The sequence below is a fragment of the Marinobacter changyiensis genome (assembly GCF_009193265.1).
Classification (GTDB): Bacteria; Pseudomonadota; Gammaproteobacteria; order Pseudomonadales; family Oleiphilaceae; genus Marinobacter; species Marinobacter changyiensis.
This window is the reverse complement of the sequence record NZ_VZZZ01000003.1, coordinates 501,731-528,263: the sequence shown is the minus strand read 5'-3', so window position 1 is coordinate 528,263 and position 26,533 is coordinate 501,731. Positions and strand designations below refer to the sequence as shown.

Genomic DNA, 26,533 nt, shown 5'->3' with positions numbered 1-26,533 from the left:
AAAGGTCTCGTGGAGTAAGCATCTGAGTAAATTTTGCAGCGTCAGGACCGGTGATTTCTACCTGGCGCTCAACGGCAACATCACAAAGGATTGCCTTGTTAACCAAATTCCAGAAGTTTTGTTCGGGATCACCGAAATCGCGGGGGATATACATGTGGTTATACACCGAGAACCCTTTGGCGCCCCAGCGCACGGTTGCATCGAAGTAGGGTGATTTGCGAATTTGCGTTCCAAAGCCAAATTCTTTTTGTTCTTGTTTAGCCATTTCCTCATCCTCATATTGGGCAGTACATCGATTACGATGACACTACATACCAATAAATGATAAGAAAAAACTTCAGAGAGATGGGCCTAAAAACGGCCGCAGAAACGGATATTCGGACTTGTTTTATGCGCTCTTTAGTCCATTTGGTCTGACGCTAAAAAGCAATTGATTTAATAAAAATTTTTATTCCCCCTGCCGGGCCTGAGATGAGCCCGGACATGAGCAGCGGACATGGCGGCCCGACCGGGCCAAGCCAGATCCCCTTATAGCTGAACGGCTTGGCCCATGGGCTCGGTTTTTTTTCGTCGGTATCGCCGGTGTCTGATTTACAGGGCCGACGTACTCGGTTCTTTATCGTTCCGGCTCGGCAATCTCAAGGTGGCGTTGTTGGCACGGTTGTCGAAATACATCTTGGAGCTGGTGGGAAAGTCCGTAATGATGCTGTCAACGCCCTTTTTTTCCAGCTCGACCATGTCCTGAATTCTGTTAACCGTCCATGCAGACACGTGCAGGTTGCGCATATGGGCAGCGTCCACCAGCGCCTTCGAGCAGAGCTTCCAGTTCACACAGAGATAATCACAACCCAGTCGGGAGGCCTGATTGGCTGCGTTGGGGAAACGTTTTTCAGCCACGAAGCCGGTTGGAATTGTGCGGTCCCGACGTTTCAACTCCTGCAGGAACCAGGTGTCGGATGAGGTGATCGCGACGGTCTGATGAAGGCGGTTGCGTTGCACCAGTTCGGTCAGCCGGTTGCACAGTACATTCAAGCGTGACCGGCTATCGCTTTTGACCTCAAGCTGAAGATGCACGTAGTCACCACACGCCGTCATAACGTCTTTGAGGGAGGGTACGTAAACCGGTTTCGGCCAGGGGGTGGTATTGAGGCGGGCATCAAGCTTGGCCATATCGCTGGCGGTGGTATCCGCTACCTTGCCGGTCTTGCCAGTGGTGCGGTCCAGGGTCAGATCATGAATGACGACCGGCACGCCGTCTTTGGACAGCACCAGGTCGAATTCAAAGTGTCGAATGCCCTGGCTGTAAGCATGAAGAAATCCGGCCAGGGTGTTTTCCGGCGCCTCACCCTTGGCGCCCCGGTGACCATAGATGATCATGTTGCAGTTGGTCCTCGCAAATCCTTGTAAATGGCCTGCCGTTTTTTCCAGGTTTCGTGGCACAGCTGGATATCTTCCAGATAAGCGGGAAGCTCATCCATATGCAGTGCCTGGGGGCCGTCGACCAAGGCTTTCTCCGGTTTCGGATGGAAGTCCACCAGTACCATGTTGGCCCCGGCGATAACGCCCTGAGCGGTGGCGTGCATGACGTCGAGAATGCCGTCGGGCGCTCGGTCCCGGCTACCGACGGAGTGGGACGGATCAACGCACACCGGCATGCGGGTCAGGCGCTTCACCGTTGGCACATGGGCAAAATCCACCATGTTGCGGTGAGGCTGGCCAGCCTCGGTTTTCATGCCCCGCAGACAGAACACCACATTGGCGTTGCCTTCGCTGGCCAGATACTCCGCCGCGTTCAGGGATTCATTCAGAGTAATCCCGAAGCCCCGCTTGAGCAGCACGGGGTAGGTGCGTTGACGGCCAATAGCCTTGAGCAGCTCAAAATTCTGGGTGTTGCGGGTGCCAACCTGCAGCATCACGCCGGTGGGGCGTCCCAGCTTTTCCAGACACTCATCGATCTCTTCGATGTGGCTTTCATGGGTGATTTCCATGGCAACCACTTTAATACCGTATTTGCCCGCCGTCTCGAACACCCAGGGCAGACAGCCCTTGCCATGGCCCTGAAATGAGTAGGGGTTGGTCCGTGGCTTGTAGGCGCCCATCCGCGTGCATACCTGGCCATGCTGCTGGAGGGTGCTCATCATGGTCTCCACATGCGCCTGGATATCCACGGCACAGAGCCCCGCGAAGATGTTCAGGTTTTCCTGATTGAACGTGACACCGTTGTAGCTGAATCCGTTTTGCCGGAGGCTGTCCTTGTGGCGACCCAGAATCCGGTAGTCGTCGGAAATACGAATAACCCGTTCAACGGCAGGCAAGGCGGTGATTTCATCCCGATCCAGGGATTTGGTTTCACCGAGCAGGTAGATCTCGGTCAGCTTTTGCGTCGCGCCCTGTACCTCGTGAACCCGTAGCGTCACGCCCGGAAGGTTCTCCAGAAAATGCAGGGTTTCACGATAAGCATCGCTGTCGAGGGGCGTGTTCGGGTGAAGTATCGCTAACATGGGTTCTGCTCCTTCAGGAAGAACGGGATTGTTCCGCCCGGTGGCGGCACTGCATGTATTCCCGATGATTAAGATGCAGCAGATCTGCCATCCGGCGAATAAGGTGTTCCTCGTACTTGTCTATCCGGCCGTCAGCAAACGCCACGCGCCAGATGCTCTCAAGAATCACCAACTTGCCTTCCTGGTCGAGCTCGGCATTCAGGGTCTCGGTAAACTGATAAAGCGATGTGGCATCGTCCGCATGGGCCAGGGCGTCGTCCAGAATGGCTTTGGCCTCTTCCGGAGTGACTTCATGGGCATCAACGGCACAATCGACAATGGTCTGCAGCTCGCGTTCATCTTCATTTGTGTCCACCCGGGACAGCTGAACCATGAGCACCGTCGCAGCCACCGCCAATTGATGGGCATCCGGTTTGCGGGATGCTTTCGAATCCGTTGAATCCTGCGAAAACAACTGTTTGAGCATATCGATCATAACGAGTCCTGCAGATCAGTTCTGGTTTCTGAGTGTGCTGCCCTCAGGCAGCGCTTGCCAGGCGTTTTACGCGGCCTTCCAGTTCGATCTGGTCAGCAGCAAAGCGCCGGATACCGTCCGCAAGTTTCTCGGTGGCCATGGCATCTTCATTGGAGTGCCAACGGAACTGTGACTCGCCCATCTGTTCGGGCCTGTCCGCGGACTTCGCAGTGTCCGGAGCAAGCTGACGGGGCAGGGCGCCAGTATCATCCTGCAAGGTCTGCAGCAGCGCAGGGCTGATGGTGAGCCGGTCGCAACCCGCAAGCATCTCGATCTCGCCGGTGTTGCGGAAGCTCGCGCCCATCACCACGGTCTTGTAGCCATGGCATTTGTAGTAGTTGTAGATGCGGGTAACCGACTGAACACCCGGGTCTTCCGCAGGGGAGTAACTGTCCCTGCCGCTGTTTGCAATGTGCCAGTCCAGGATTCGCCCGACAAACGGCGAAATCAGAAAGGCGCCCGCGTCGGCACAGGCTGCTGCCTGGGCAAAGGAGAACAGCAGCGTCAGGTTGCAATGAATGCCTTCTTTCTCAAGCTGTTCGGCGGCCTTGATGCCCTCCCAGGTGGCAGCAATCTTGATCAGCACCCGGCTCGGGTCAATGCCGCGCTGGTCATAGAGCTCGATCAGGCGCCGGGCTTTGCTCAAGGTGGCGTCCTTATCGAACGACAGGCGGGCATCCACTTCTGTGGACACCACGCCGGGGATGAGCTTGAGGATCTTTTCACCGGCCATCACGGCGAGCAGGTCGGTGGCGTAACCGAGTTGCTCCTGCTCTGTGCCGCCCTGCCTGAGGGCGGCGTCAATGGCGGCATCGAGCATCGGGCGATAGGCGTCCGACGCGGCGGCTTTGAGCAGTAGCGACGGGTTGGTGGTGGCATCCTGCGGCCGCCATTGGGCGATCGCATCGAGGTCGCCGGTATCGGCTACCACCGTCGTCATGGCTTTCAGTTGTTCCAGTTTGGTAGTGGTCACGTGGCATCGTCCTGATTGTTGTCGTTACAAAGAGTTCGCAAAGCCCCGGACAAGGCGGGGTCACAATAGATAGCTCCGTATACCCTTACAATAGCCGGCTGATTTGACAGGAACAAGAAACCTTGTCGATAAGTAATCAGGCTGGCTGGGCTTCGCTCGTGAGGTCAGAGACTTTTGCCAGTGCCGCTTCCAGTACTTCTATGCCCGCGCCCGGCCGATGGGCATTTTCACTGATGTAGCGACGGAACTGGCGCCCCCCCGGCTGGCCATGGAACAGCCCGAGCAGATGCCGGGAGATATGGCCCAGGTATACACCACGGGCAAGCTCCGATTCAACAAACGGAAACATCGCCCGCAAAACCTCGTGGCGGCTCCGGGTAGTGCAGTGTTGGCCGAAAAATTCCGAATCCACTTGTGCGAGCAGCCAGGGATTATGGTAGGCCTCACGACCCAGCATGACACCGTCAGTGAACTCCAGGTGCTGGTGACATTCCGCGACGGTTTTTATGCCGCCGTTGATGATGATTTCCAGCTCCGGGAAACGGGCCTTCAGATCGTAGGCCCAGTCATACTTGAGTGGCGGCACATCGCGGTTTTCCTTCGGGCTCAGGCCTTCCAGAATGGCAATGCGGGCATGCACAATAAACGTCTTGCAACCCGCCGCCGCTACAGTCTCGATAAACTGGCACAGCTCATGCCAGGATTCACGTCCGTCAATACCGATACGATGCTTCACCGTCACCGGCAGGCTGGTTGCGGCAATCATCGCCCGCACGCCTTCGGCCACCTTGTCAGGATGCGCCATCAGGCAGGCGCCGATCATGTTGTTCTGCACCCGGTCGCTCGGGCAGCCTACATTCAGGTTCACTTCATCAAATCCATACTGCTCCGCCAGCTTGGCGCAATGGGCCAGTTCACCGGCATCACTACCACCAAGCTGCAACGCCAGCGGATATTCCGCTTCGTCATGGCGAAGAAAACGAGCGGTATCCCCGTGAATCAGCGCCCCGGTGGTCACCATTTCGGTATAAAGCAGAGCATGACGGCTCAGCAGTCGCGCCAGATAGCGGTAGTGGGGCGTGGTCCAGTCCATCATGGGGGCCACGCAGAAGCGGCGTGATGGCTCAACACCGCTGTTAGCAATGCTGACCACTGAATTATTTGAGTGTTCTGAGTTACTTGTATTGCTCATTTATTACTCAAGTCTGTCCGTTTTCGGACCTCGGAAATCGATCATGTTTCGAATGCGAGCCTGTGGCTTCGGTATACCGCATGAACCATTGTTCGGATTGTTGATTCTATCAGGAACGTGGTCTGTTTGCTCTGTTGGGCAAGGCTACATCCAGTAGGCAATAGCCGATCCCCTGATGGCGCTAAAGAGGTCTACTTTCAGTGACGAAAGCCTGTTTCCCGGAGATCCTGAAACGAACGATTACAACAAAGCAGTAGCGGCTCACCAGGGGTGCTGTAGAGTAAAGCGACACTAAAAGTCGCCAATGCTCAGTCAAGCCAGACAAGGCCCCATCAATGTCCAACACCGCTGTCCGCTATCTCACCATGCTCCGAATGGTGCCCCGTTTTCCCAAGTCCATCACCACTACGGAACTGGCGGAACGACTCGAAGGGCACGGGTTTTCGGTCACCATGCGCTCCCTTCAGCGGGATCTCGAAAAACTGAGTGCGGACTTTCCGTTGCTGGTGGATGAGGCCAGCCGACCTTTTCAGTGGTCATTTGATCGCAACGCTACCGTCGACATCATCCCGGCTCTCGATTTGCCAGCAGCTCTGACATTCGAACTCGCCCGGGCCTACCTCAGCCCGATGCTTCCGTCCCGGGCACTGTCCCACTTGAAGCCACACTTCGACGAAGCTCACCGAACCTTGCTGCGGGAAAAGAATCCACTGGGCCAGTGGCCGAACCGGGTTCGGGTAATCAATCGGGGGCTGGGTGGCCAGCGCCCGGCCATTGACGCAGATGTCCTGGAAACAGTGACCGAAGCCCTGTTACGTGAGTACCAGTGCAAGCTCACTTACCAGGCGCGTAACTGGCCCGAGCCGGAAGAGATTGTGGTGCATCCGTTTGGCCTGATTTTTCGCGATCCGAACGTTTATCTGATCGGAACCATTGAGGGCAGGGACGGGATACGCCAACTGGTGCTTCACCGGGCGACGACCGGTGAGCTGGTTGAGGACACCTCAGACCGGCCGGAGGATTTTGATCTGGACCTGTACATCCATTCCGGCGCCATGGGTATTCTCAAGTCTGATGATCCGGTCTATCTCAAACTTCGGTGTGACAAGCCTGCACTAAACCACCTCATTGAATCGCCTCTCGGGTTTGACCAGATAACCAGTGAAATTGATGGCAACACCTTTGAAATCGGAGTCACTGTGGGCGATACCCAGGATCTTCGCTGGTGGCTGACCGCCCAGGCAGAACACTGCGACATTCTTGAGCCTGCCTGGCTGAACAAAGAGATTGAAGCCACGCTCAAAAAGGGACTGACGCGCACTCAGCGGACCACGGCTCAATAGCCCGAAAAATCCCGGTTATAGTCATATCCCGCCAGTCCGAGAGCCGATTTGACCACATGGAAGCGGCGCTGCCTTTAATCAAGGCGCCGTATCACATTTCTTCATGAACCTGGCCATAGGCCAGCATCGCGAACAAACCTGTACCGCCGAGAATGTTGCCGATGAGTACCGGGGAAATATGGTAGATCAAGGCGGTAAAGATATTCATTTCCCCATTGAGCACCAAAGTGAAAATCTCGTTTGACCCGGCAATCACGTGGGTGAAGCCACCCGCCGCGATCAGCCAGGTAAACATGACGATAAGCAGAATTTCGGATCTCTTCGCCGAAGGCAGCATCCACACCAAAGCAGCGATGAAAAAGCCCGATGGTATACCGCGCAAAAGTGTCTCGGCCGGGGTCAGCGTTGCCAAGTGGCGCGATATCTCCAGGATCGCCGTGAGGGTCTCGACGGGAATGATGCCCCCGTGGACGGCGATGGCGGCGGTAATAAACGTGCCACACAAATTCGCCGCAAGCACAATTCCCCAGAGGCGCGCGGTGCAATAGAACCGGTTGCGCGTCGGCTGGGCCAGAACCGGCAGCACCACGGTGATGGTGTTCTCGGTGAACAGTTGAAGCCGGCACAGGATCACGAGGACAAACCCGAACGAGTAACCCAGGCTTTCAATCAACGTCAGGTAGGGGTGATCCGAGCCCAGATTGGAGCGGATAATGCCCTCGACGAGGACCGAGGTCGAAATCCCGATCCCCGCTGCCACACCGGACCACCAGAGCGAAATTTTCGGGCGTTGTAGCTCCTCTTCGCCCTCGCGATTGATGATGGAGTAAAGAGTCAGTGAAGATAGACCGCCATGCTCGGCTACGGTATCTCTTTCTTTCCGAGTCAGTGACTTTTCGCTCGACGTCGGTGTCTGTTCGCGGGATTCGCGATCCTGGACTTTGGCGCGAGACTCTTGCTCGTCTGCTGCCTCCTTGGCTTTCTTTTCGGAGGAGGTCTCCCGATTGGCTTTCCCGTCATTCATTCAACTGTCCTTTAGCCATCCAGAAACCCTTGTGTTGCTGCAAGTTTGAACCTCCGGGAAAGTTGTCTTCGGTAGTTATGATAGCTTAGATACTGAATTGGGACCCAACACCTCCCGACGGTTCTCCACACTCAGCCTCACTTTAATGATTTCCGCTTCCGAGGCAGTGCGTCATGTGGTGTCGCCTTGCGCTGGTATGCTTCCGTGAATCAGTCATCAATGAGGCAGTACGCTATGACAATGATCGAAATCATCAGTGAATGGATCAGGCTTACTAATCAACAGTTCGTACCACAAAGGAAACCCTGTACGGAATTCAAGGAACTGTTTGCCGGATATTTCCCGGAAGAATTTCTCGCCACAAGCTACTACGTTATCGTGCCGCAAATGCCGGTTCCGGCATACCAGTTCCTGGAGCAACACGGCCTGACAGATCTTTTCAATCGCGATCTGGCCGGGCTAACGCTGAACGATACTTACTACCTGATCCCCGGTGCCGAAGATAACCTGCGAATTCATTTTCATGAACTGGTCCATGTTGCCCAGTGGCAGCATTGGGGTGTCGAGGACTTCGTTTCTCGTTATCTGGAAGAACTGACCAACTATGGCTACGACAAGATGCCACTTGAACGGATGGCCTATGATCTGGACGCCCTCTATGTGGCTGGAGGGCCAGTGGTTGACGTTCCCAGAATTATTCAGGCTTTGAAGTGACGCCCGCATGCCTGAGGCTCTCAATGATTACCCACGGAGGATAGCGCCATCATGAATATTTATTACTGCCACGGCTTTGCCAGCCGATTTGATCCTGGCAGCTCAAAACTTGAGCTTTTGAGCGAGCTTGGTCCGGTGTATGGGCATGACATGGATTACACCCAGCCTGCCGACGAGGTGGTGCACCAGTGCATCGACAAACTGATAGGCGCTGACATCGATATCGTCGTTGGCACCTCCATGGGGGGCTGGCTTGCCAGCGTGGTCGGGTCACGCACCGGGATACCATTTGTGGCGATCAATCCGGCCATTACACCATCACAGACCTTGATGAAGCATGTCGGGAAGGGCGTGGACTACCAGGGCAACGAATATGAGCTCACAGCCTCGGCGGTAAAGAGCTACGGCTCGTTACCGAAGGATGGCTGTGGCCTTATCCTTCTTGATGAGGGCGATGACGTCATTGATTGGCGCGAAACTTATTCAACCTACCATGAACGTTTCTCGGTTGTTTCCTTCCCGGGAGGCAGCCACCGATTTGACCACATGGAAGCAGCGCTTCCTTTGATCCAGAACTTTTTCGACCGGTCTTCACTGGTCTATGGACTTGGAGAGGATTGACGGAAAACCTGGAGCGCGTGTTTGAACTTTCCCCCGCGTTAGCCCCCAGGTGAGAGCTATTGATGTTCCGTGCGACGTCAAATGTCGCAATCCTGTTGCACAATAAGCGTGTCAAACAGGAGGTTTATATGAGCGTAGCGTTAACAGCACATCAAATTTCCCAAGCCCTGTTCGAAACCGACCCGATGAATACCTGTTGCAAAGAAAACCACTGCTTCGACGAATATGATCGGGAAGCGGTGGGGGTAAAAGAAAGCCTCGACAAGGGCCAGAGCCTGGAGCAAGCCTTGATCCAGGAAATATCTGAGTGGTTCTATAACGGCGAAGACTTTGATACAGGGAAAATTGACCCCATTATCAAGTTGCTCAGTGAGAGGGATTCATGATCGAAAACTTCAAAACCGACCTGGTGGTTCGTGTCGCCCCCATACCGCGAGAAGAGATCCTGAAAGCCATGGGCTATTCCAAGCCCGGCTCTGCACATTTAGAACGCCTGCAAACCGTACTGGATGATCCGGACTTCAGGCTGAACGATAGCGGTTTTGACTTCAAGTACAGCAGTGAGGGTTTTCTGCGAGCACTGTGTGTAGCCAGCGGCATGGACCTGGCGCTGGCGGAACAGCGGATAAGCCGCATTAAAAAGTACCTGGAAGACGAGCGAACGGCCTTCAAACCCTATATTTGGGTGAATACCGAATTCAAGCGACAAAACCAGCCCCTCTTTGCCCTGGCTGCCTGCGAACACCAGCGTTATCTGGAGTTCCCCAAGGGCTTCTGGCGGCTGGCTATCGACAGTCAACTGGGGTTGGCTCAATGTCGTGTTCGGGAACATGTATATGAACGTGGTGTAACGCTTGGCATCTGGGGGCAGATCAAGCAGTATTGGTTCTATTATAAAAACGAAGCAGCCTACCTATTGGCGCTGAACGGCGAAGTAATTGGCAAGCATGAGGGGTCTGTACCCAATAGGGCTACAGGAAGCAGGGAGCTGAATGTCGTTTCCCCTGCAACTCGTGAAGCCCAGCAGTAATCGTCTGAGGAAGAAGTAACAATGTATGACCTGATCGGCGATATCCACGGCTACGCCACTGAACTTAAAGCACTGCTCACCAAAATGGACTACCAGGAAATTGGCGGTGTGTGGCAGCACCCTCAGCGCAAGGCCATTTTTTTGGGTGACTTTGTGGACCGGGGCCCTGAGCAATTAGAAACCGTCATCATCGCCCGCAGGATGGTCGAAGAAGGTCACGCGCTAGCCGTAATGGGTAACCACGAATTCAACGCCGTAGCATGGGCCACAAACGATCCAGAAGCTCCCGGTGAGTATTTACGCCGCCACACTGATAAAAACCTGAATCAACACAAAGAGTTTCTCACTCAGGTACGTGAGCAGGGGTGCGAGGTTTACCACAATCTCATTGAGTGGTTTAAAACCCTGCCAGTGTATCTGGACTTGCCCGAGTTCCGTGTCGTGCATGCCTGCTGGCACCCGGAACACCTCGCTGTGATCGCCAAGTACACCGATGCAGAGAGCCGTTTACTGCCTGAGGCCTGGGAAAAAGCGAGTAGAAAGGGGACCGAAGCCTACGAGGCCATTGAAACCCTACTCAAAGGCCTAGAAATTCCGCTGCCTGGCGACCACCACTTTTTTGACGAATATAAAAACAAGCAAACCAACATCCGGACCGAATGGTGGCAGCAGGGTGAATTGACCTACCGTGATCTGGCCATGGTACCTGGTGACGCAATTGACAGGATCCCCCATGAACCGGTGGCATCTCATATCTTGCCGGGATACGACGGATTAAAGCCCGTATTTGTAGGGCATTACTGGCTGAAGGGCGAGCCTGCTCCGCTGACTGACCACATCGCCTGTCTTGATTACAGTGTGGCCAAGGGAGCTGGCGGAAAGCTATGTGCATATAGATTTCATGGTTGTAAGAAAATTAATCCGGCCAACTTTGTCTGGGTTTCAGCATGACTACTTTTAAAAGTACCAAAACTAGCTGAATCCGCGGGTATCACTGAAAGCTTTACTCACCAGATTTTCTATTGTTCAGCAAATAAATCCAAAAACGGCAGTAATGAGGAATTACATGGATGTCGGGAGCAGAAGTAAATCGAAAGCCTGGATCAAAGAATTTCTATTCGTCCGTGGAATGATTACAGGTCCAGATGCCAGCCCACTGTATTCTTATCACGTCACTGACGAAGAATACGCTGAGTTACCCAGCGTTCTTCGACAAGCTATAGCCGATATTGAGAGCCCATCCCATTCCTCATATTGGTCCGCTGCATTCTGTTTATTCGTGGCCGAAAAATATCGTCGAGAGTATGACGGCTCCAGCTTGGGGTGGTCGTGGAAAGGCTTCGAGAAGCCCTTATCAGTCGAGCTGACGAGTAGCCGTCACAGTGAGGTAGTCAAAAAAGGATTGGAGTTTTGGAAGCGTCCGATTCGTTTTAGAACTAACGGCTATGATTATCTCGGCTCTCTTTTTGACGAGGGCGGGCTTCCATGGCGTTTAGTGCAGAGCGAAACGCACGGGTTTGGCCGAGCCGTCCGAGGTGCCGTAAATCAGTATTATCGAGTGAAACAGGCCGGCCGCGACGTTGCATCGGTGATTGAGAACTACGCAGATTTTTTCCCCCAAACTTTCCGCACGTCTGAAAAATATCTTCTAATCGCATCAATCGTCGAATGGCTGATGCAGCTAGCTGAAACTCATCCAATTTCATCCGTTGAACAGCCAGCAGACTATTTGGACGAGCATGCTCCAGGTTGGCGAAAGAAGTCGCCTCTGCCGTTGGGCGAGTACAACGCTCGAAACCTAATCAATGATTGGCTAAAAGATGCTGGGCGGAGCCGTACTGAGAAAAAACAGCTAGGGATAAATTTTATTGGTATCATGATCAGTGTTTACGTATAGGTCGAACTGCTCCATCAGAATACCCGATGTTTGTCAGAGAAAAGACCGTTCTGTTCTGCAAGTTCATTACAGGTTTCAATGGCTTCGCGGTTATCTTGCCGCCATCGGTTGCGCTTTTCCTGTCGAACTTTTTCAGTCAGCGCCCACTCAAGAGTCGCAGAAAGGTTGATGTTCAGGCTGCGTGCCTCTGCCAATAACTCTCTGTTTATGGAAAGGTTTGTCGCTTTTTTAGGGGCTGCGTTGTCAGGTTGCATCACATTGGGTCCAAGCATAGCATATGCGCATCTATTATGCGTATTATCGTAATTTGGAGCATTTAACAAGTCAAGCAACCGGACGGCTTCACCGGCGTAAACCGGTCAAGATCGCCACCCATCCCTCAACCATGCCCCGCCCAATCAATCACTGCTATCATGCCCCGCTAACGAGACGAAATCTGCTTTGGAGTCAGCAGCATGTCGGTATTGATTGAGGCCCTGGTGCCGGTCTTTGGCCTGATTATCATGGGTTACCTGCTCAAACGCTGGAATTTCCCCGGCGAGGGTTTTTGGCCTCTGGCAGAACGCCTGACTTATTACGTGCTGTTTCCGTCCATGCTGCTGTTCAAACTGGGGAATGCGCAATTGGCGCCGTCGGCCTATCTTGAGGTGGCCGTGCTCATTATGGCCATGCTGGCGGCGATGACGGTGCTGCTGGTGATCTGTCAGGTTATCTGGCGCTGGCCGGGGGCGGTTTATTCGTCGGTCTTTCAGGGTGCCATCCGTTTCAATTCCTACGTGGCCCTGGCCGCTTCCGGGCTGCTTCTGGGCGACACAGGTATCTCTCTGATGGCCATTGCGGTGGCAGTAATGGTGCCGACTCTGAATGTGCTTTGCATTGTGATGTTTGCGTTGGTGGCCGGGCAGGGTGGCATAAAACTCAAACCGGTGCTGAAGGCGGTGGCGACCAATCCGTTGATCATCGGTTCGCTGGCGGGGGTTATCTGGAGCTTTTTCCGTATCGGCTTTCACCCGATCATCGCCGGGCTGCTTTCACCCCTCAGTGATCTGGCTTTGCCGTTAGGTTTGATGACGGTGGGCGCCGGGTTGCAGTTGAAAGCCCTGAGAGGGGCCTCTGTGCCGTTCCTGGTGGCTACTGCCGCAAAACTGGTAGCCTTTCCACTGATGACGGCCGGCCTGGCGCTCCTGCTGGGCATAGACGGTCTGTTGCTGCAGGTCGTCATACTGTTGTCAGCGTTGCCAACCGCCTCTTCCGCCTACATTCTTGCCCGTCAGCTTGGCGGCGATGCCCCGTTGATGGCGGGCATCATCAGTGGCCAGACCTTGCTGGCCACGGTGACAATTCCGTTGATGCTGGGTTTGCTCTGGTAGCAGGCGTTACCCGGGCAGGCAGGCCATCACTGCGTCGGCCAGCTGTTGCTGGAAATTCAGGTAACCGTCGGCGTCGGCAGTAATGTCCGAAGCCAACGGGTCCCAGGTGCTGAGCCTTGCCTCCACACCTTCGGTGATGGCGCGCCACCAATCGCGATCAAACTGCGGTTCGATCAGCAAGCAGGGCTGGCTGCTGGCTTTGAGTGTGTTCTGCACCTCCGCCACATGGCGAGCCCCGGGCGAGCGTTCCGGGCTGGGTGTCAGTACGCCGGCAATGGCCAGCCCGTAGTGTGCCGCGAACCGCCCGAAAGCGTCGTGGTAGGTAAACAGCGAGATGCCTTCTGCGGCCTTGAGTTGTTGCCTGATGGCGTCCTCTCGGGTGCCGAGGGCTTGCCGGAAAGCGTCGAGATTCTGCTTCAGTTGCGACTTGTCCGCACCAGGCTGTTCGGCCAGCCGGTCATGGATGGTTGCTGCCATTTGCATGGCGAGGGCCGGGTCCAGCCAGATGTGGGGGTCTTCACCATCGCCATGCTCGTGCCCGTCATGATCGCCATCGGTATCCTGCTCTTCCTGATGGGCGTCGTCTTTGCCTTCGTGTTCGTTCGGGTGAGGGACCTCGGTAGTGGCGGAGGGCGCAAGGGCTGAAAGCGCATGGGTGCGATGCTCAAAATCTTCCCCGCCCAGTATCCGGGTCAGAAACGTTTCCATGTCCGGACCTACCCAGAAGATCAGGTCAGCCTCATCCATGGCGCGACGCTCGGACGGTCGCATGTGGTAGGTGTGGGGGCTGGAGCCGGCGGGTACCAGCGTGGTGACGTTGGTACCCTCGGTAGCAACGGCTCTCACCAGCAGCTCAAGGGGTTTGATGGAGGTGACGACATTGATGGGCTCGGCGTGTGACAGCCCCGTCAGGAGCGCTAGTCCCAGGAAAAGACTGGTAGCCCGTATACGATGGTACTTCATGGGTTGCATGATCTCTGAGTGATATTGATATGTTATATTATTACACTATCATCACAAGTTGAAGTGAGTGTTGAGGGTTCATGGGATTTTTTTTGTGGGCCGGTATAATGCGGTGCACTCAATTCAACGGCTGCCACAGACTGGCGCTCGTCAAACAGGATTTATCATGACTGTACGTACCCGTATCGCCCCGTCACCCACTGGCGATCCACACGTTGGCACCGCTTACGTTGCGCTGTTCAACCTGTGTTTTGCCCGCCAGCATGGTGGCCAGTTCATTCTGCGGATTGAAGACACCGACCAGGCTCGCAGTACGGACGAGTCGGAGCAGGATATTCTGAAGGCATTGCGGTGGTTGGGCCTTGAGTGGGATGAGGGTCCCGATGTCGGGGGACCACACGGGCCTTACCGGCAATCCGAGCGCAAGCATTCCTATCGCCATTACGCTCTGGATCTGGTGGAGAAGGGTCACGCTTTTTACTGCTTCCGGACGCCGGAAGAACTGGATGTGATTCGGGAAGCGCGCAAGGAGGCCGGTCTTAACCCGGGCATCAAGGGGGACCTTGAGCTCCCGGAAGCGGACGTGCAGCGTCGGCTGGCGGCGGGCGAGCCCTATGTTATCCGGATGAAGGTGCCGGAAGAGGGCGTCTGCCGGGTCGACGACATGCTGCGGGGCGTGATCGAAATCGACTGGTCCCAGGTGGACTGTCAGATATTGCTCAAATCCGATGGTATGCCCACCTACCATCTGGCCAACGTTGTGGATGATCACCTGATGGCGATCACTCACGTGCTGCGTGGGGAGGAGTGGATCAACTCGGCACCCAAGCACCAGTTGCTCTATGAATACTTCGGTTGGGATATGCCGGTGCTGTGTCACTTGCCGCTGTTGAGAAATCCGGACAAGAGCAAGCTCTCCAAACGCAAGAATCCGACCAGTATCAATTTCTATGAGCGTATGGGGTTCATGCCTGAGGCGGTGCTCAATTATCTGGGTCGCATGGGCTGGTCGATGCCGGATGAGCGTGAGAAGTTCTCACTGGCCGAGATGGTCGAGCACTTTGATATCCAGCGGGTGTCTCTGGGCGGCCCGATATTCGATGTCGAGAAACTGCGGTGGCTGAATGGCCTGTGGTTGCGGGAGAACCTGTCGGACGAGCAGTTCATGGCGCGTCTCAAGGACTGGTGGTTCCGTCCGGAAGCACTGGCCCCGCTGGTGCCGCACCTCAAGGGCCGGGCAGAGGTGTTCAGTGATGTGGCCCCTATGGCCGCCTTCATGTTCTCCGGTATGCTGGGTGTCACCGCTGAGCAGTTTGTTCATAACAAGCTGGATGAAAGCGAGATCAAGCGGGTGCTGCAATTCACGCTCTGGCGTTTCGAGGCCCAGCGTCACTGGAGCAAAGAGACGCTGTTTGCGGACGTCAAAGCCTTGTCCAAGGCCATGGAGCTCAAGATGGGGGATTTCATGTTTCCGATTTTTGTTGCCATTGCGGGCACTCCGAACTCCTGGTCGGTCATGGACTCCATGGCGATGCTGGGTCCGGACATGACCCGTGCGCGGCTCCGGCATGCCCTCGAAGTGTTGGGGGGCTTTTCGAAGAAGGAAACCAAGCGGGTTGAAAAGGAGTTTGCTGCGTTTTCTAGCCTTTCCTGACCATCCCTGAGCATCCTGCGATTGATCAACTTTTAGTCATTGTCTGAAGTTGATTGAAAAAATGGATCGCAGGGGGTTGACGGGGCGGGAGTGGGTCACTAATATACCGCTCCGTTGATGGGGCCATAGCTCAGCTGGGAGAGCGCGACGCTGGCAGCGTCGAGGTCGACGGTTCGATCCCGTCTGGCTCCACCATTATTACTGTGTCCCCTTCGTCTAGTGGCCTAGGACACCGCCCTTTCACGGCGGTAACACCGGTTCGAACCCGGTAGGGGACGCCACTATTCAGAGTTCCGGTTTTGCACGGTTGCTCTACAAAAAAACCGCTCTTGTGAGCGGTTTTTTTGTGTCTGTTGTTTGAAGGTTTGGCTCTTTGGTTATCGCTGTCGTTTAACGCAGTGCAAACGCGCCTTTACCAACGCCTTCAAATGCCTTCACCTGAATTTCGTCGTCGGGGTACTGGGTTTTGCATTGCGAGGCAATGTGGTCAGCGATCAGCTCTACGGTGGTGTCGGTTGCCATCATATAGACCCGCGGGAGGGGCAGTGTCAGGCTGAACTCCCCCTGTTCGGCCTCGTAGTCAAAGGTGATGTAGGGGATACCCTTGGCGTCGACAAACTGTTCGGTCACGTCTTCCTCTGAGCCCACGTAAATATCCGACCAGCACCGGGCCCAGTCACGCTCAAGGTCGGTATCACGGTGGCCATTACGGCGGACCTGTATGGGGGAGCGATGGCCGTGGGCAATGCGTTGGCAATTACCCAGGTGCTTCTTGAGGCCGTGGACATAGTGGTAGTAGGCGCCATCAATTTCTTCTTCCCGAAGCTCAATCTGAACACCTTGAACGTTGGCCGGCAGCACCGCTTTCAGTTCTTTCTCCAACATGCTCGCCACCACAGAAGGCACCACCACGTCGCCGTCAATAAAGACGACGGCTTCCTGAGGGGAGCGATGGACAATCCGGGTGCCATCCTTGAGCTGCCATTCGAATTTGCCAGGGGCTTCTTCATCGATGCGAAGGCCGCTATAGTCTTTCGGAATGACCAGCCGATGATCAACGCGCTCGTCAATAATCCGCTTGATGGTGCGTTTGACGGCACTGAAATCGAACACCATGCCTTGCTCGTCAAGTTCACCGGTGAGAATCACATCTGCGATCCAGCTTTCGCCCACCAGGCCCCGTGTCGGGTCGAGGTATGCAAAATCAATGACGGTGAGGTTGTCGACGAAAAGGTGATTCATTAGAGCGGTCCGATAAACGTTATGCTTGAATGGCGGTGAAATTCTACCAAAATTCCGCCAATGTGAGTGAGAAATTGTGATGGCCGAACAACTCGCTGCCCGCCAGAAGTCTGCTTCGCGACCCGCCTTGGTGCTGGCGGCTGGCTCGTCGAGCAGAATGGGCAGGGCAAAGGGGCTGTTGTCCTGGGGCGAACTGACTCTGCTTGATCGTGCGGTTGACCAGGCGCGAACGCTGAGTTCGGAGGTGTGGGTGGTGGCGGGTTGCTACTACCCTCTGCTGCGATATCGCACCGGGCGCCGGCCGACCCGATGGGTGTTTAACCCGGACTGGCGGGCGGGGCTGTCGTCTTCGTTAAAAACGGGGCTGGCTGCATTGCCTGCCAGGGCAGTGGGTGCCTATGTTTTACTGGCAGATCAGCCGTTGATTTCGCCATCGGGCCTGATGCAATTGCGAGCAGCGGCCGAGCGTGAAACGGATTTGCCTGTGGCGACCGATTATGGCGATCGTCCTGGCGTGCCCGCCTATCTGCCCCGGGCATTATGGGCTCAGCTGTCTGATCTGGAGGGCGACCGGGGCGCCGCGGGCGTGCTGGCCGCCGCAGGTGCCGTGCGAATCAGACTGCCCGGCGCCGAACGGGATGTGGATACACCGGAGGATTGGCGCGAGGCTCGCCAGCACAGGGAGCGCTCTATGGAGCGCTCTATCGCACTCTCTATCGCACTCCGGTCGGAAGGCGGTCATGGTTGAGCTGCTCCCAGGCTCGCATGTGAACATCCGCTTCGTACTGGTAGGGTGACTTGAACGGCGTCAGGACAAAATCAAAAACCAGGAAGAAAAACCCGACCGACGCCCAGGCAATCAACAGAGTGTTGATGGTATTGGCCTGTACTTCGGGGTTGGCGCCCACGAACGATTCCAGTGCGGGCAGCACATCGTTGATCAGTACTACCGGGTTGAAGCTGGACAATACCAGCGGAACCCAGAACGCGATAAACACCGGGAAAAAACCGAACGACCAAAGTGTCCGTCGTAACGTATAGATAGCAATTGCGCGCCAGTATTGCTGACGAAGCTCCGGCACCCTGCGGACCCGAGCAAGGTAATCACGGCGTTCGAGCCAGTAAGCCGAAATGCCGTGTTGATATAGCCGGGTTTCCGGTAATGTTGCACTGGCAGCGTGAGAGGGTTGCCCGGTTTCGGATTTCTGGTCCGAAGCGGCGTGCGCGGCATCAGGAATATCGATTGTCATAGTGGTCGGCTTTTCCCGGCTTCAAGTAGGTTCTTCAACACTTTATTGTAGTTGAGAGTCGTACGGCATCTCTGCATGATAATCGATACAACGTGTTAACCTACAGACCTTAACTTGAGAAAGACGGAGTGTATTAATGACAGCAGTGAGCGAAAGCGGTATTCATCCAGCGTTTGAGAAACTGCGCAGTCACCGGATTGCGGCCCTGAACGTTACGGTCGAGGAGTATCGTCATCGCAAAACCGGTGCGCAGCACCTTCACATGGCTGCTGATAATGAAGAGAACGTGTTTTTTGTCGCCCTCCGTACCTTCCCGATGGACTCGACCGGCGTAGCACATGTCCTCGAGCACACCGTGCTGTGTGGCAGTGAGAAATTCCCGGTTCGTGATCCGTTTTTCATGATGATCCGGCGGTCCCTGAACACCTTCATGAATGCGTTCACCAGCAGTGACTGGACGGCGTACCCGTTTGCCAGCAAGAACCGGAAGGATTTTGATAACCTGCTGTCGGTCTATCTGGATTCGGTCTTTTTCTCCAGTCTGGACCCCCTGGATTTCGCCCAGGAAGGTCACCGGATCGAGTTCGAGAAGCCCGACGACTCCCAGTCCCCGCTGGTCTATCGGGGTGTGGTTTACAATGAAATGAAAGGCGCGATGAGTTCCGCGACCTCGCAGCTGTGGCAGAACCTCTCGAGCCATCTGTTCCCGACCACAACCTACCACTACAACAGCGGCGGCGAGCCAGATCATATTGTTGATCTTGAGTATGATGAATTGCTGGCGTTCTATCGCCACCACTACCATCCGAGCAACGCGACCTTTGCCACCTATGGCAACATCCCGGCCCATGAGCACCATGAAAAGTTCGAATCGCTGGCACTGTCACGGTTTGACCGGCTCGATATTGACCTGCCGGTTCGGGACGAAAAACGTCTGTTTGCGCCTGTCCGGGTAGAGCAGGGTTATGGCGTCAACGAGGGCGAGTCCACGGAGCACAAGACCCACATCGTGATGGGCTGGCTGTTGGGCCACAGTTTTGATCTGCAGAGCAATCTCGAAGGCCAGTTACTGGCCAGCGTGTTGTTGGATAACAGCGCGTCACCGTTGATGCGCGCGCTTGAAACCACCGATATCGGCCATTCGCCGTCGCCCTTGTGTGGCCTGGAAGATTCCAACCGCGAGATGACCTTTGTATGTGGTATCGAAGGCACGGAGCCGGGCAAGCTGGCGGAACTCGAAACCCTGATAGAGCAGACGCTGCAAACAGTGGTGGACGAAGGTGTCAGTGAGGAGCGGCTGGAAGCCATCCTGCATCAGCTTGAGCTGCACCAGCGCGAGATCTCCGGGGATGGCATGCCCTATGGTTTGCAGCTGATCATGACCGCGATATCACCCATGGTGCACGGGGGTGATCCGGTCGCCCTGCTTGACCTGGAGCCGGTGCTGGCGGAAATGCGCGAGAAGATTCGTGATCCGGATTACATTCCCGAGCTGATCCGCCGTAACCTGGTTGATAACCCTCACCGGGTGACGCTTACCCTGCGCCCGGATGACAAACTTGAGCACCGCCGACAGGCAGCGATCAAAGCGGCTCTGGCTGACCAGAAGGCAAAACTGACCGAGGCGGAAACCACCCGGATCATCGAGCGTGCGAAAGCTCTGGAAGAGCGTCAGCAGCGCAAGGACGATGACTCTATCCTGCCGAAAGTGGATCTTACCGATGTACCCCTGAAAATGCCGGAGCCGGCGGCGCGCTACGCGGGCGATATTTCCGCGGCGCTGTACGCCCAGGGCACTAACGGTCTGGTTTATGAACAGGTCATTTTACCGCTGCCGGCCATGTCCGATGACGAGCTGTTGTTATTGCCGCTCTACACAACCTGCCTGACGGACGTGGGCTGTGGTGAGCTCGACTACTTGCAGATGCAGGACCGGATTTCCGCTGAATCCGGCGGCATATCGGCGTTTGTGTCCGCCCGTGGCCGTATTGATGATGTTCAGAGCCTGTCCGGTTTTCTGGTGCTGAACGGCAAGGCGTTGGCCCGTAATCGGGAGTCTCTTACCGCGCTGCTGAAAGACGTGTTCAGTGGCGCCCGGTTTGACGAACAGGATCGTATTCGCGAAATGGTTGCCCAGGTTCGCTCCCGTCGGGAGCAGTCGGTCACGGGCAGCGGCCATGGCCTTGCCATGAGTGCTGCCAGCCAGGGTCTGAGTGCAGGCGCGTGGCTGGGCTTTCGTCTCGGTGGCCTGGAAGCGATCCGGGCTATCAAGGCCCTGGATGACGCCCTGGATGAGCCGGCGGAGCTGGCGAAACTGTGCTCACGCCTGGCCTCTTTGCATGAGCGTATGCAACAGCAGCAAAGACAGTTTCTGGCAATCGGGGAAGAAGAGCACCTTGACCCCATGCTGGAAGATCTTCGCGAGCTTTGGCACAGCGCTGAGCCTGCCGCCGGTGAAGCCTGGGATATCGATCCTGTCAGTTATCAAACCCGCCAGGCATGGTTAACCTCCACCCAGGTGAACTTCTGTGCGAAGGCCTACGCCACTGTGGCAATCGACCATCCGGATGCCGCTGCCCTGACCGTACTGGGTGGCTTCCTGCGCAACGGGTACCTGCACCGGGTCATTCGCGAAAAAGGCGGAGCCTACGGCGGTGGTGCGGGCCAGGACAGTGTGAATGGTACGTTCCGGTTCTTTTCATACCGTGATCCACGCCTGAGTGAAACCCTGAGCGATTTCGACGCCGCGGTTGAATGGATGCAAACGGCAGAGCACGACCCGCAGGAACTGGAAGAGTCCATCCTTGGCGTCATGGGTCAGTTGGACAAGCCCCGGTCGCCAGCCGGTGAGGCGCGTCATGCGTTCCAGAACCGCCTGTTTGGCCGCACGCCTGAGCAGCAAGCCCGGTTCCGGGAACGGGTGCTGGCAGTGACTCTGGACGACCTGAGACGCGTCGCCCGGACCTGGCTGAAGCCGGAAACCGCCAGCACAGCGGTGGTGACCAGCCCGGATCAGCGGGCGGTGGTTGAAGAGCTCGGCCTGACTATCGAAGAGCTGTAAGCTGGCCGCCTCAGGCGTAATCGCCTACCGATTGCGCTTGAGGCCGGTGCTGACGATGATTCGGGTTGAAATTTCTTCTACCGAAGAAGTCGTCGTATTCATGTAGGGAATGCGTTCGCGGCGATACATCAACTCGATCTCTTCGACCTCCAGCATGCATTGCTTGATCGACGAATAGCGGGAGTTGGGGCGCCGCTCGTTGCGGATCGTTGCAAGTCGCTCCGGCTCTATGGTCAGCCCGAAGATTTTCTCCTTGTAAGGTTTTAACGCCTCGGGGAGTTGCTGGTCCTGCAGGTCCTCTTCGGTGATCGGATAGTTTGCCGCTTTGATGCCGTACTGAAGTGCCAGATACAGACATGTCGGTGTTTTACCGCTCCGTGATGCTCCCACCAGAATCAGGTCCGCTTCGCTGTAATGGCGAATACGCGCACCGTCGTCGTTATCCAGTGCAAAGTTTACGGCCTTGATCCGTCTCTCGTAATTACTCTCGTTGCTGATCGCGTGGGAACGCCCGACCGTGTAAGAGGAGGATACGCTGAGCTCGGTTTCGAGTGGGTGCAGGAAGGTACCGAAAATATCCACCATAAAGCCGTTGGCTTTGCCGATAGCCTCACGGATGTCGTTATTGACGATGGTGTCAAAGACCAGAGGTTTGGCGCCATCGATTTCCGCCGCCTGATTGATCCGTTTCACCAGGTCATTGGCCTTATCAAGATCGTCGATGTAAGGCATGGTGCGACGCTCGAAATCGATCTTCTCGAATTGTGCCAGCAAGCTATTGCCCAGCGCCTCAGCGGTCAGGCCGGTTCCGTCAGAGATGAAAAACGCGGTTCGTTTCATAATCGGCTGTCTGGCTCCATTAAAGCTTGATTTGAATCTTGATTTGATTAGAACCGGGCGAAGTCGATGCTCCGTCCGCCGGGGCCGGTTGGCTAGGTAATCCTTGAAGGTTACAGTATGATACAGGGCAAGTTCGAGAGCCGTGGAGTCATTTTTGTACCACGGCTCTTTGCTTCAATGACTCAAGGGAGACGCGCTTTGGAAGAGTACATCATCTGGTTTGAGAACCTGGGCATCGCTGATGTTGATCGGGTAGGCGGTAAGAACGCCTCGCTCGGGGAAATGATCAGCAACCTTGCCAATGCAGGCGTCACGGTGCCAGGCGGGTTTGCGACGACAGCCTTTGCCTACCGTGAGTTTCTCGCCAAAGACGGGCTGAAAGAGCGCATTGACGAGGCCCTGGATGCGCTCGATATCAATGATGTCAATGAACTGGCTCGAGTCGGCGCGAAGATTCGGAAGTGGATCATAGAGACTCCGTTCCCCTCTGCGCTGGAAAAGGAACTTGAAACTGCTTACGACGCATTGCGTAAGGACAATAGCAATCTCGCAGTTGCCGTTCGGTCCTCTGCTACCGCTGAAGATCTGCCGGATGCGTCGTTTGCCGGTCAGCAGGAAACCTTCCTCAATATCGTTGGCCTCGATCAGGTGAAACTGGCCGTCAAAGAGGTGTTCGCCTCCCTGTTTAATGATCGCGCCATATCTTACCGGGTGCATCACGGCTTTGATCACAAGCTGGTAGCGTTATCCGCGGGCATTCAGAAAATGGTCCGCAGTGAAACCGCCTCCAGTGGCGTGATGTTTACCCTGGATACCGAGTCCGGTTTCCGGGATGTGGTATTTATCACGTCCTCTTACGGTCTCGGCGAAACAGTGGTCCAGGGTGCCGTAAACCCGGACGAATTCTACGTTCATAAACAGACCCTCGAAGCTGGCCGGCCAGCGGTTCTGCGCCGCAATCTGGGCAGCAAGGCAATCAAGATGGTCTACTCCGGCAGCCAGGAAACCGGTCGCTCGGTGGATACCGTGAAGGTAGAGCCTGAAGAACGGGGTCGCTTCTCGATCACGGATGCCGAAGTTTCGGAATTGGCCCGTCAGGCCATCACCATTGAAAGGCATTACCAGCGCCCGATGGATATCGAATGGGCAAAAGACGGCGACGACGGCCTGATCTATATCGTGCAGGCCCGTCCGGAAACGGTGAAAAGCCGTGCCTCTGCAAACGTCATGGAACGGTACCTGCTCAAGGAGCAGGGTAAAATCATCATTGAAGGCCGGAGCATCGGTCACAAGATTGGCAGTGGCCCGGTCAAGGTCATTACCAGCCTCAATGAAATGGATCGCGTGCAACCCGGCGATGTGCTGGTAACGGATATGACAGACCCTGACTGGGAGCCGGTCATGAAGCGCGCCTCCGCCATTGTGACCGACCGTGGCGGGCGTACCTGCCATGCGGCCATTATTGCCCGGGAATTGGGCATACCGGCGGTGGTGGGGTGTGGCGATGCCACCGACATTCTGAAGGACGGTCAATTCGTCACGGTGTCTTGTGCCGAAGGCGATACCGGCATGATCTACGAAGGCAGCCTGGATTTCGAGCTGCGTGAAAATACCGTGGAGTCGATGCCTGCAATTCCGTTCAAAATAATGATGAACGTGGGCAACCCGGACCGGGCATTCGATTTTCAGTCGTTGCCCAACGAGGGTGTTGGTCTCGCCCGGCTTGAGTTCATCATCAATCGCATGATTGGTGTACACCCGAAGGCGCTGCTCAACTTTGACGGTTTGCCCCGGGATATTCGCCAGACTGTTGAAAAGCGCATTTCCGGCTACAGTTCACCGGTCGACTTCTATGTCGACAAGCTCGTTGAGGGTATCTCTACGCTCGCGGCGGCTTTCACGCCCAAGAAAGTCATTGTCCGGTTGTCCGATTTCAAGTCCAACGAATACGCCAACCTCATCGGTGGCACGCTCTATGAGCCGGATGAAGAAAACCCCATGCTGGGTTTCCGGGGCGCGTCCCGCTACATTTCCGAAACGTTCCGGGACTGCTTCGAGCTTGAATGCCGCGCCCTGAAGAAAGTCCGGGACGAGATGGGCTTCAATAATGTCGAGATCATGGTGCCCTTCGTCCGGACGGTTGGCGAAGCCCGACAGGTGGTCGAACTGCTGGCTGAAAATGGTCTGAAGCGTGGCGAGAATGGTCTGCGGCTGATTATGATGTGTGAGTTGCCGGCCAATGCGATTCTGGCGGACGAGTTCCTGGAGTCGTTCGACGGGTTCTCCATAGGTTCCAACGATCTTACCCAGCTCACTCTGGGGCTGGACCGGGATTCCGGTATCGTTGCCCACCTGTTTGACGAGCGTAATGATGCGGTGAAAGCACTGCTGTCCAACGCCATCAAGGCCTGCAAGAAAGCTGACAAGTATATCGGTATCTGTGGTCAGGGGCCTTCCGACCATCCTGACCTGGCCAAGTGGCTGATGGACCAGGGCATCGACAGCGTGTCCCTGAACCCGGATTCCGTGCTGGATACTTGGTTCTTCCTCGCTGAAGAACATGTGGATTTTTAACAGACTGAACGCAGGAGAGTGCGAGTGCCTATCGTGACCCCCGATCTTTGTGATGATTACCCCGAGGTGCAGGTTGTGGAGCCCGGGTTCAGGAACTACGGCGGCATCACTGCCTTCGGCGGTGAAATCGTGACGGTGAAATGCTTTGAAGACAATTCCGTAGTTAAAAAGCAGGTTGGCTTGCCCGGGGAAGGGCGGGTCATGGTGGTGGATGGGGCCGCTTCCAAAAAGGTGGCTCTGTTGGGAGATATGCTGGCCGAGAAGGCCGCCGAGAAGGGCTGGGCAGGCCTCATTATCAATGGCTGTATCCGGGACGTTGATATCGTGGGCACCACGGCCTTGGGTGTTCAGGCGTTGGGGGCGCATCCGCGGAAGTCTGAAAAGCGTGACCTGGGCGATCTCAACGTGCCGGTTACCTTTGGTGGGGTAACCTTTTACCCGGGCCATTACGTCTACGCGGATAACAACGGCATTGTGGTGTCGGAGAAACCGCTGGACGTCACTGGCAATTAAAAGTGGGATGTTGGCCGGGGCTGTATTGAAGCGCCCCGGCCGATACCTTGAGAATCAGAAGCTTGTTTCAGGCCCAGTTATCGTTCTTGCGCGACGGCTTGAGCAATGGGATAACAACCGCCAGGAACATACCCAGCAATACCAGCCCCGCACTTAACAGCATGAAGTCGGATTCGCTTTTGGCTTCAAGGCGTTCCTTTTCCGCGGTAAGAACTTCCAGGTCATTGCGGATTTTCTGATTGGTTTCCTGCAACTCCCGGTTGCGGCGATCCAGTGTCAATGCGTTGGCGGAAACTGTTTTGACCTCCTCAAGTTCGCTGGCCAGCGACTGGGAACGGCTCTCGAGGGTTTCCTCGGAGGCGGCTAACTGGTCACGCTCGGCCTGAATCGATTGCAGTTGTTCCCGCACTTCCGCCAGTTGATTCTTGGTCGCTTCAAGCTCTTTGGTAGCTGCGGCCAAGCGATCCCGGGCAATCGGCTGTTCGGATAGAAAACGGGAGACTACCCAGCCTTCAAGGCCTTGCGGAGTGCGGATCCGGCTGTAGCCGGAGTCACTGCGCTCCAGTAACTCCACGGGGGTACCGCTACGCAGGCCATTGTGCAAAATCCGGTATTCTGTTCCCTGGCCACCGCGAAGGGGGACAAAGAGCGTGTCATCGATATAGACCGTTTGCGCCTGCGCTGCTGTGCAGCTGGCGACGGTCAAAAGTATGAAAGCAAGCAGACGAAATGAGATCACAAAATACGATTCCTGCGTGTCGTGTTCAAAGGCGCAATTTTGGCACAGTTCCTGAGCCAATCAAGCCGGTCTTTATTACAAAAAACTCATACTGGCCAGCCGATGGATCAGGGCAGAACCCGCTTGAAGGGCTTGACCACAACGCTCTCATATACTCCGGCGGCAACGTAAGGGTCGTCATCAGCCCAGGCCTGGGCTGCTTCAAGCGAGTCAAATTCGGCGATGACCAGACTGCCGGTAAAGCCGGCGTCGCCCGGATCCGGCGTGTCCAGAGCCGGATGGGGGCCAGCCAGCATCAGGCGACCCTCTGATTTGAGAGCTTCGAGTCTTTCCAGATGCGCCGGGCGGGCCGACATGCGTAGTGAAAGACTGTTCGGGATATCCTGGCTCATAATGGCGTAGTACATTTCTCGACACACTCCGGTTATGGGGTCAGTACAGGTAGATGCTATTTTAGTTGGCACTAATAAATTGTTACTAAACTGGTACACTCAGCGTAGTTGTTACCACAGGCCGGC

General features: G+C 55.6%; 26 protein-coding genes, 2 tRNA genes and 1 pseudogene. 15 read left to right on the top strand and 14 right to left on the bottom strand.

Annotation, left to right across the window (positions count from 1 at the left end; all coding sequences use genetic code 11):
* The 6 genes and pseudogenes from F6Y09_RS11170 to dusA form a co-directional block, all read right to left on the bottom strand.
* Positions 1-265, bottom strand: a pseudogene (locus tag F6Y09_RS11170) (aminomethyl transferase family protein); the annotation flags it as partial.
* Between the two features lie 326 nt (positions 266-591).
* Positions 592-1,377 carry a glycerophosphodiester phosphodiesterase gene (locus tag F6Y09_RS11165; RefSeq protein ID WP_152206989.1) on the bottom strand — a complete coding sequence of 262 codons (786 nt, stop codon included), beginning with the start codon at positions 1,375-1,377 and terminating at the stop codon, positions 592-594.
* On the bottom strand, positions 1,374-2,501 hold the full coding sequence (locus F6Y09_RS11160; protein WP_152206988.1) for a 3-deoxy-7-phosphoheptulonate synthase: 1,128 nt from the start codon (positions 2,499-2,501) through the stop codon (positions 1,374-1,376). The genes F6Y09_RS11165 and F6Y09_RS11160 overlap by 4 nt, the downstream gene beginning before the upstream one ends.
* A 13-nt stretch (positions 2,502-2,514) precedes the next feature.
* A complete protein-coding gene (locus F6Y09_RS11155; RefSeq protein WP_152206987.1) occupies positions 2,515-2,976 on the bottom strand; it encodes a tellurite resistance TerB family protein in 462 nt (153 codons plus the stop codon).
* A 43-nt stretch (positions 2,977-3,019) separates the two neighbouring features.
* Entirely contained in the window at positions 3,020-3,955 is a 936-nt protein-coding gene (gene tal / locus F6Y09_RS11150) for a transaldolase (RefSeq protein WP_152207024.1), read from the bottom strand.
* A 169-nt stretch (positions 3,956-4,124) separates the two neighbouring features.
* Complete coding sequence (dusA, locus tag F6Y09_RS11145) at positions 4,125-5,180, bottom strand: tRNA dihydrouridine(20/20a) synthase DusA (RefSeq protein WP_152206986.1); 1,056 nt, start codon at positions 5,178-5,180, stop codon at positions 4,125-4,127.
* Between the two features lie 335 nt (positions 5,181-5,515).
* Here dusA and F6Y09_RS11140 point away from each other — a divergent pair, with 335 nt between their 5' ends.
* On the top strand, positions 5,516-6,523 hold the full coding sequence (locus F6Y09_RS11140) for a helix-turn-helix transcriptional regulator (RefSeq protein ID WP_152206985.1): 1,008 nt from the start codon (positions 5,516-5,518) through the stop codon (positions 6,521-6,523).
* 91 nt (positions 6,524-6,614) lie between these two features.
* Here the strand turns inward: F6Y09_RS11140 and F6Y09_RS11135 are convergent, their stop codons facing one another.
* On the bottom strand, positions 6,615-7,547 hold the full coding sequence (locus tag F6Y09_RS11135; RefSeq protein ID WP_152206984.1) for a formate/nitrite transporter family protein: 933 nt from the start codon (positions 7,545-7,547) through the stop codon (positions 6,615-6,617).
* 234 nt (positions 7,548-7,781) lie between these two features.
* Here F6Y09_RS11135 and F6Y09_RS11130 point away from each other — a divergent pair, with 234 nt between their 5' ends.
* From F6Y09_RS11130 to F6Y09_RS11105, 6 genes are all read left to right on the top strand, one after another.
* A complete protein-coding gene (locus F6Y09_RS11130; protein ID WP_152206983.1) occupies positions 7,782-8,261 on the top strand; it encodes a hypothetical protein in 480 nt (159 codons plus the stop codon).
* A 51-nt stretch (positions 8,262-8,312) separates the two neighbouring features.
* Complete coding sequence (locus F6Y09_RS11125) at positions 8,313-8,882, top strand: YqiA/YcfP family alpha/beta fold hydrolase (RefSeq protein WP_152206982.1); 570 nt, start codon at positions 8,313-8,315, stop codon at positions 8,880-8,882.
* A 128-nt stretch (positions 8,883-9,010) separates the two neighbouring features.
* On the top strand, positions 9,011-9,268 hold the full coding sequence (locus F6Y09_RS11120; protein WP_152206981.1) for a hypothetical protein: 258 nt from the start codon (positions 9,011-9,013) through the stop codon (positions 9,266-9,268).
* Positions 9,265-9,912, top strand: a complete 648-nt coding sequence (locus F6Y09_RS11115) for a patatin-like phospholipase domain-containing protein (RefSeq protein WP_152206980.1) — start codon at positions 9,265-9,267, stop codon at positions 9,910-9,912. Before F6Y09_RS11120 ends, F6Y09_RS11115 begins: the two co-directional genes overlap by 4 nt.
* Positions 9,913-9,933: 21 nt before the next feature.
* On the top strand, positions 9,934-10,863 hold the full coding sequence (locus F6Y09_RS11110) for a metallophosphoesterase (RefSeq protein WP_152206979.1): 930 nt from the start codon (positions 9,934-9,936) through the stop codon (positions 10,861-10,863).
* Positions 10,864-10,978: 115 nt separating this feature from the next.
* Positions 10,979-11,809, top strand: coding sequence for an STY4851/ECs_5259 family protein (locus tag F6Y09_RS11105; RefSeq protein WP_179959402.1), 831 nt, complete (start codon positions 10,979-10,981; stop codon positions 11,807-11,809).
* Positions 11,810-11,823: 14 nt separating this feature from the next.
* Here F6Y09_RS11105 and F6Y09_RS11100 read toward each other — a convergent pair whose 3' ends face one another.
* Entirely contained in the window at positions 11,824-12,141 is a 318-nt protein-coding gene (locus F6Y09_RS11100) for a type II toxin-antitoxin system CcdA family antitoxin (RefSeq protein ID WP_343031107.1), read from the bottom strand.
* Positions 12,142-12,264: 123 nt separating this feature from the next.
* Between F6Y09_RS11100 and F6Y09_RS11095 the strand changes: the two genes are divergently transcribed.
* Complete coding sequence (locus F6Y09_RS11095) at positions 12,265-13,179, top strand: AEC family transporter (protein ID WP_152206978.1); 915 nt, start codon at positions 12,265-12,267, stop codon at positions 13,177-13,179.
* 6 nt (positions 13,180-13,185) lie between these two features.
* Here the strand turns inward: F6Y09_RS11095 and F6Y09_RS11090 are convergent, their stop codons facing one another.
* On the bottom strand, positions 13,186-14,142 hold the full coding sequence (locus tag F6Y09_RS11090; protein WP_152206977.1) for a zinc ABC transporter substrate-binding protein: 957 nt from the start codon (positions 14,140-14,142) through the stop codon (positions 13,186-13,188).
* 166 nt (positions 14,143-14,308) lie between these two features.
* On the opposite strand from F6Y09_RS11090, the gene gltX reads away from it, so the two are divergent.
* The 3 genes from gltX to F6Y09_RS11075 all read left to right on the top strand — a co-directional run bounded on the left by gltX (position 14,309) and on the right by F6Y09_RS11075 (position 16,077).
* Entirely contained in the window at positions 14,309-15,796 is a 1,488-nt protein-coding gene (gene gltX / locus F6Y09_RS11085) for a glutamate--tRNA ligase (RefSeq protein WP_152206976.1), read from the top strand.
* Positions 15,797-15,915: 119 nt separating this feature from the next.
* Positions 15,916-15,991: transfer RNA gene (locus F6Y09_RS11080), tRNA-Ala, on the top strand.
* Positions 15,992-16,001: 10 nt separating this feature from the next.
* Positions 16,002-16,077, top strand: a tRNA-Glu gene (locus tag F6Y09_RS11075).
* Between the two features lie 109 nt (positions 16,078-16,186).
* Here the strand turns inward: F6Y09_RS11075 and F6Y09_RS11070 are convergent.
* Positions 16,187-17,038, bottom strand: a complete 852-nt coding sequence (locus F6Y09_RS11070) for a 6-pyruvoyl trahydropterin synthase family protein (protein ID WP_152206975.1) — start codon at positions 17,036-17,038, stop codon at positions 16,187-16,189.
* Positions 17,039-17,117: 79 nt separating this feature from the next.
* Between F6Y09_RS11070 and F6Y09_RS11065 the strand changes: the two genes are divergently transcribed.
* Positions 17,118-17,786, top strand: coding sequence for a nucleotidyltransferase family protein (locus tag F6Y09_RS11065; protein ID WP_152206974.1), 669 nt, complete (start codon positions 17,118-17,120; stop codon positions 17,784-17,786).
* On the opposite strand, the gene F6Y09_RS11060 is transcribed toward F6Y09_RS11065, so the two are convergent.
* Positions 17,752-18,288: a hypothetical protein gene (locus tag F6Y09_RS11060; protein WP_246180473.1), complete on the bottom strand. Its 537-nt coding sequence runs from the start codon at positions 18,286-18,288 to the stop codon at positions 17,752-17,754. The two genes, F6Y09_RS11065 and F6Y09_RS11060, sit on opposite strands and share 35 nt — an antisense overlap.
* Positions 18,289-18,424: 136 nt before the next feature.
* On the opposite strand from F6Y09_RS11060, the gene F6Y09_RS11055 reads away from it, so the two are divergent.
* Positions 18,425-21,349: an insulinase family protein gene (locus tag F6Y09_RS11055; protein WP_152206973.1), complete on the top strand. Its 2,925-nt coding sequence runs from the start codon at positions 18,425-18,427 to the stop codon at positions 21,347-21,349.
* A 24-nt stretch (positions 21,350-21,373) separates the two neighbouring features.
* Here the strand turns inward: F6Y09_RS11055 and ppsR are convergent, their stop codons facing one another.
* A complete protein-coding gene (gene ppsR, locus F6Y09_RS11050; RefSeq protein WP_152206972.1) occupies positions 21,374-22,189 on the bottom strand; it encodes a posphoenolpyruvate synthetase regulatory kinase/phosphorylase PpsR in 816 nt (271 codons plus the stop codon).
* Between the two features lie 198 nt (positions 22,190-22,387).
* Here ppsR and ppsA point away from each other — a divergent pair, with 198 nt between their 5' ends.
* Together ppsA and rraA are read left to right on the top strand one after the other, a co-directional pair.
* Positions 22,388-24,763, top strand: coding sequence for a phosphoenolpyruvate synthase (ppsA, locus tag F6Y09_RS11045; protein ID WP_152206971.1), 2,376 nt, complete (start codon positions 22,388-22,390; stop codon positions 24,761-24,763).
* Between the two features lie 24 nt (positions 24,764-24,787).
* Positions 24,788-25,276, top strand: a complete 489-nt coding sequence (rraA, locus tag F6Y09_RS11040) for a ribonuclease E activity regulator RraA (protein ID WP_152206970.1) — start codon at positions 24,788-24,790, stop codon at positions 25,274-25,276.
* Between the two features lie 67 nt (positions 25,277-25,343).
* Here the strand turns inward: rraA and F6Y09_RS11035 are convergent, their stop codons facing one another.
* Together F6Y09_RS11035 and F6Y09_RS11030 are read right to left on the bottom strand one after the other, a co-directional pair.
* On the bottom strand, positions 25,344-26,015 hold the full coding sequence (locus tag F6Y09_RS11035; protein ID WP_152206969.1) for a TIGR04211 family SH3 domain-containing protein: 672 nt from the start codon (positions 26,013-26,015) through the stop codon (positions 25,344-25,346).
* A gap of 107 nt (positions 26,016-26,122) precedes the next feature.
* On the bottom strand, positions 26,123-26,422 hold the full coding sequence (locus F6Y09_RS11030; protein WP_152206968.1) for a YciI family protein: 300 nt from the start codon (positions 26,420-26,422) through the stop codon (positions 26,123-26,125).
* Positions 26,423-26,533: the final 111 nt, after the last annotated feature.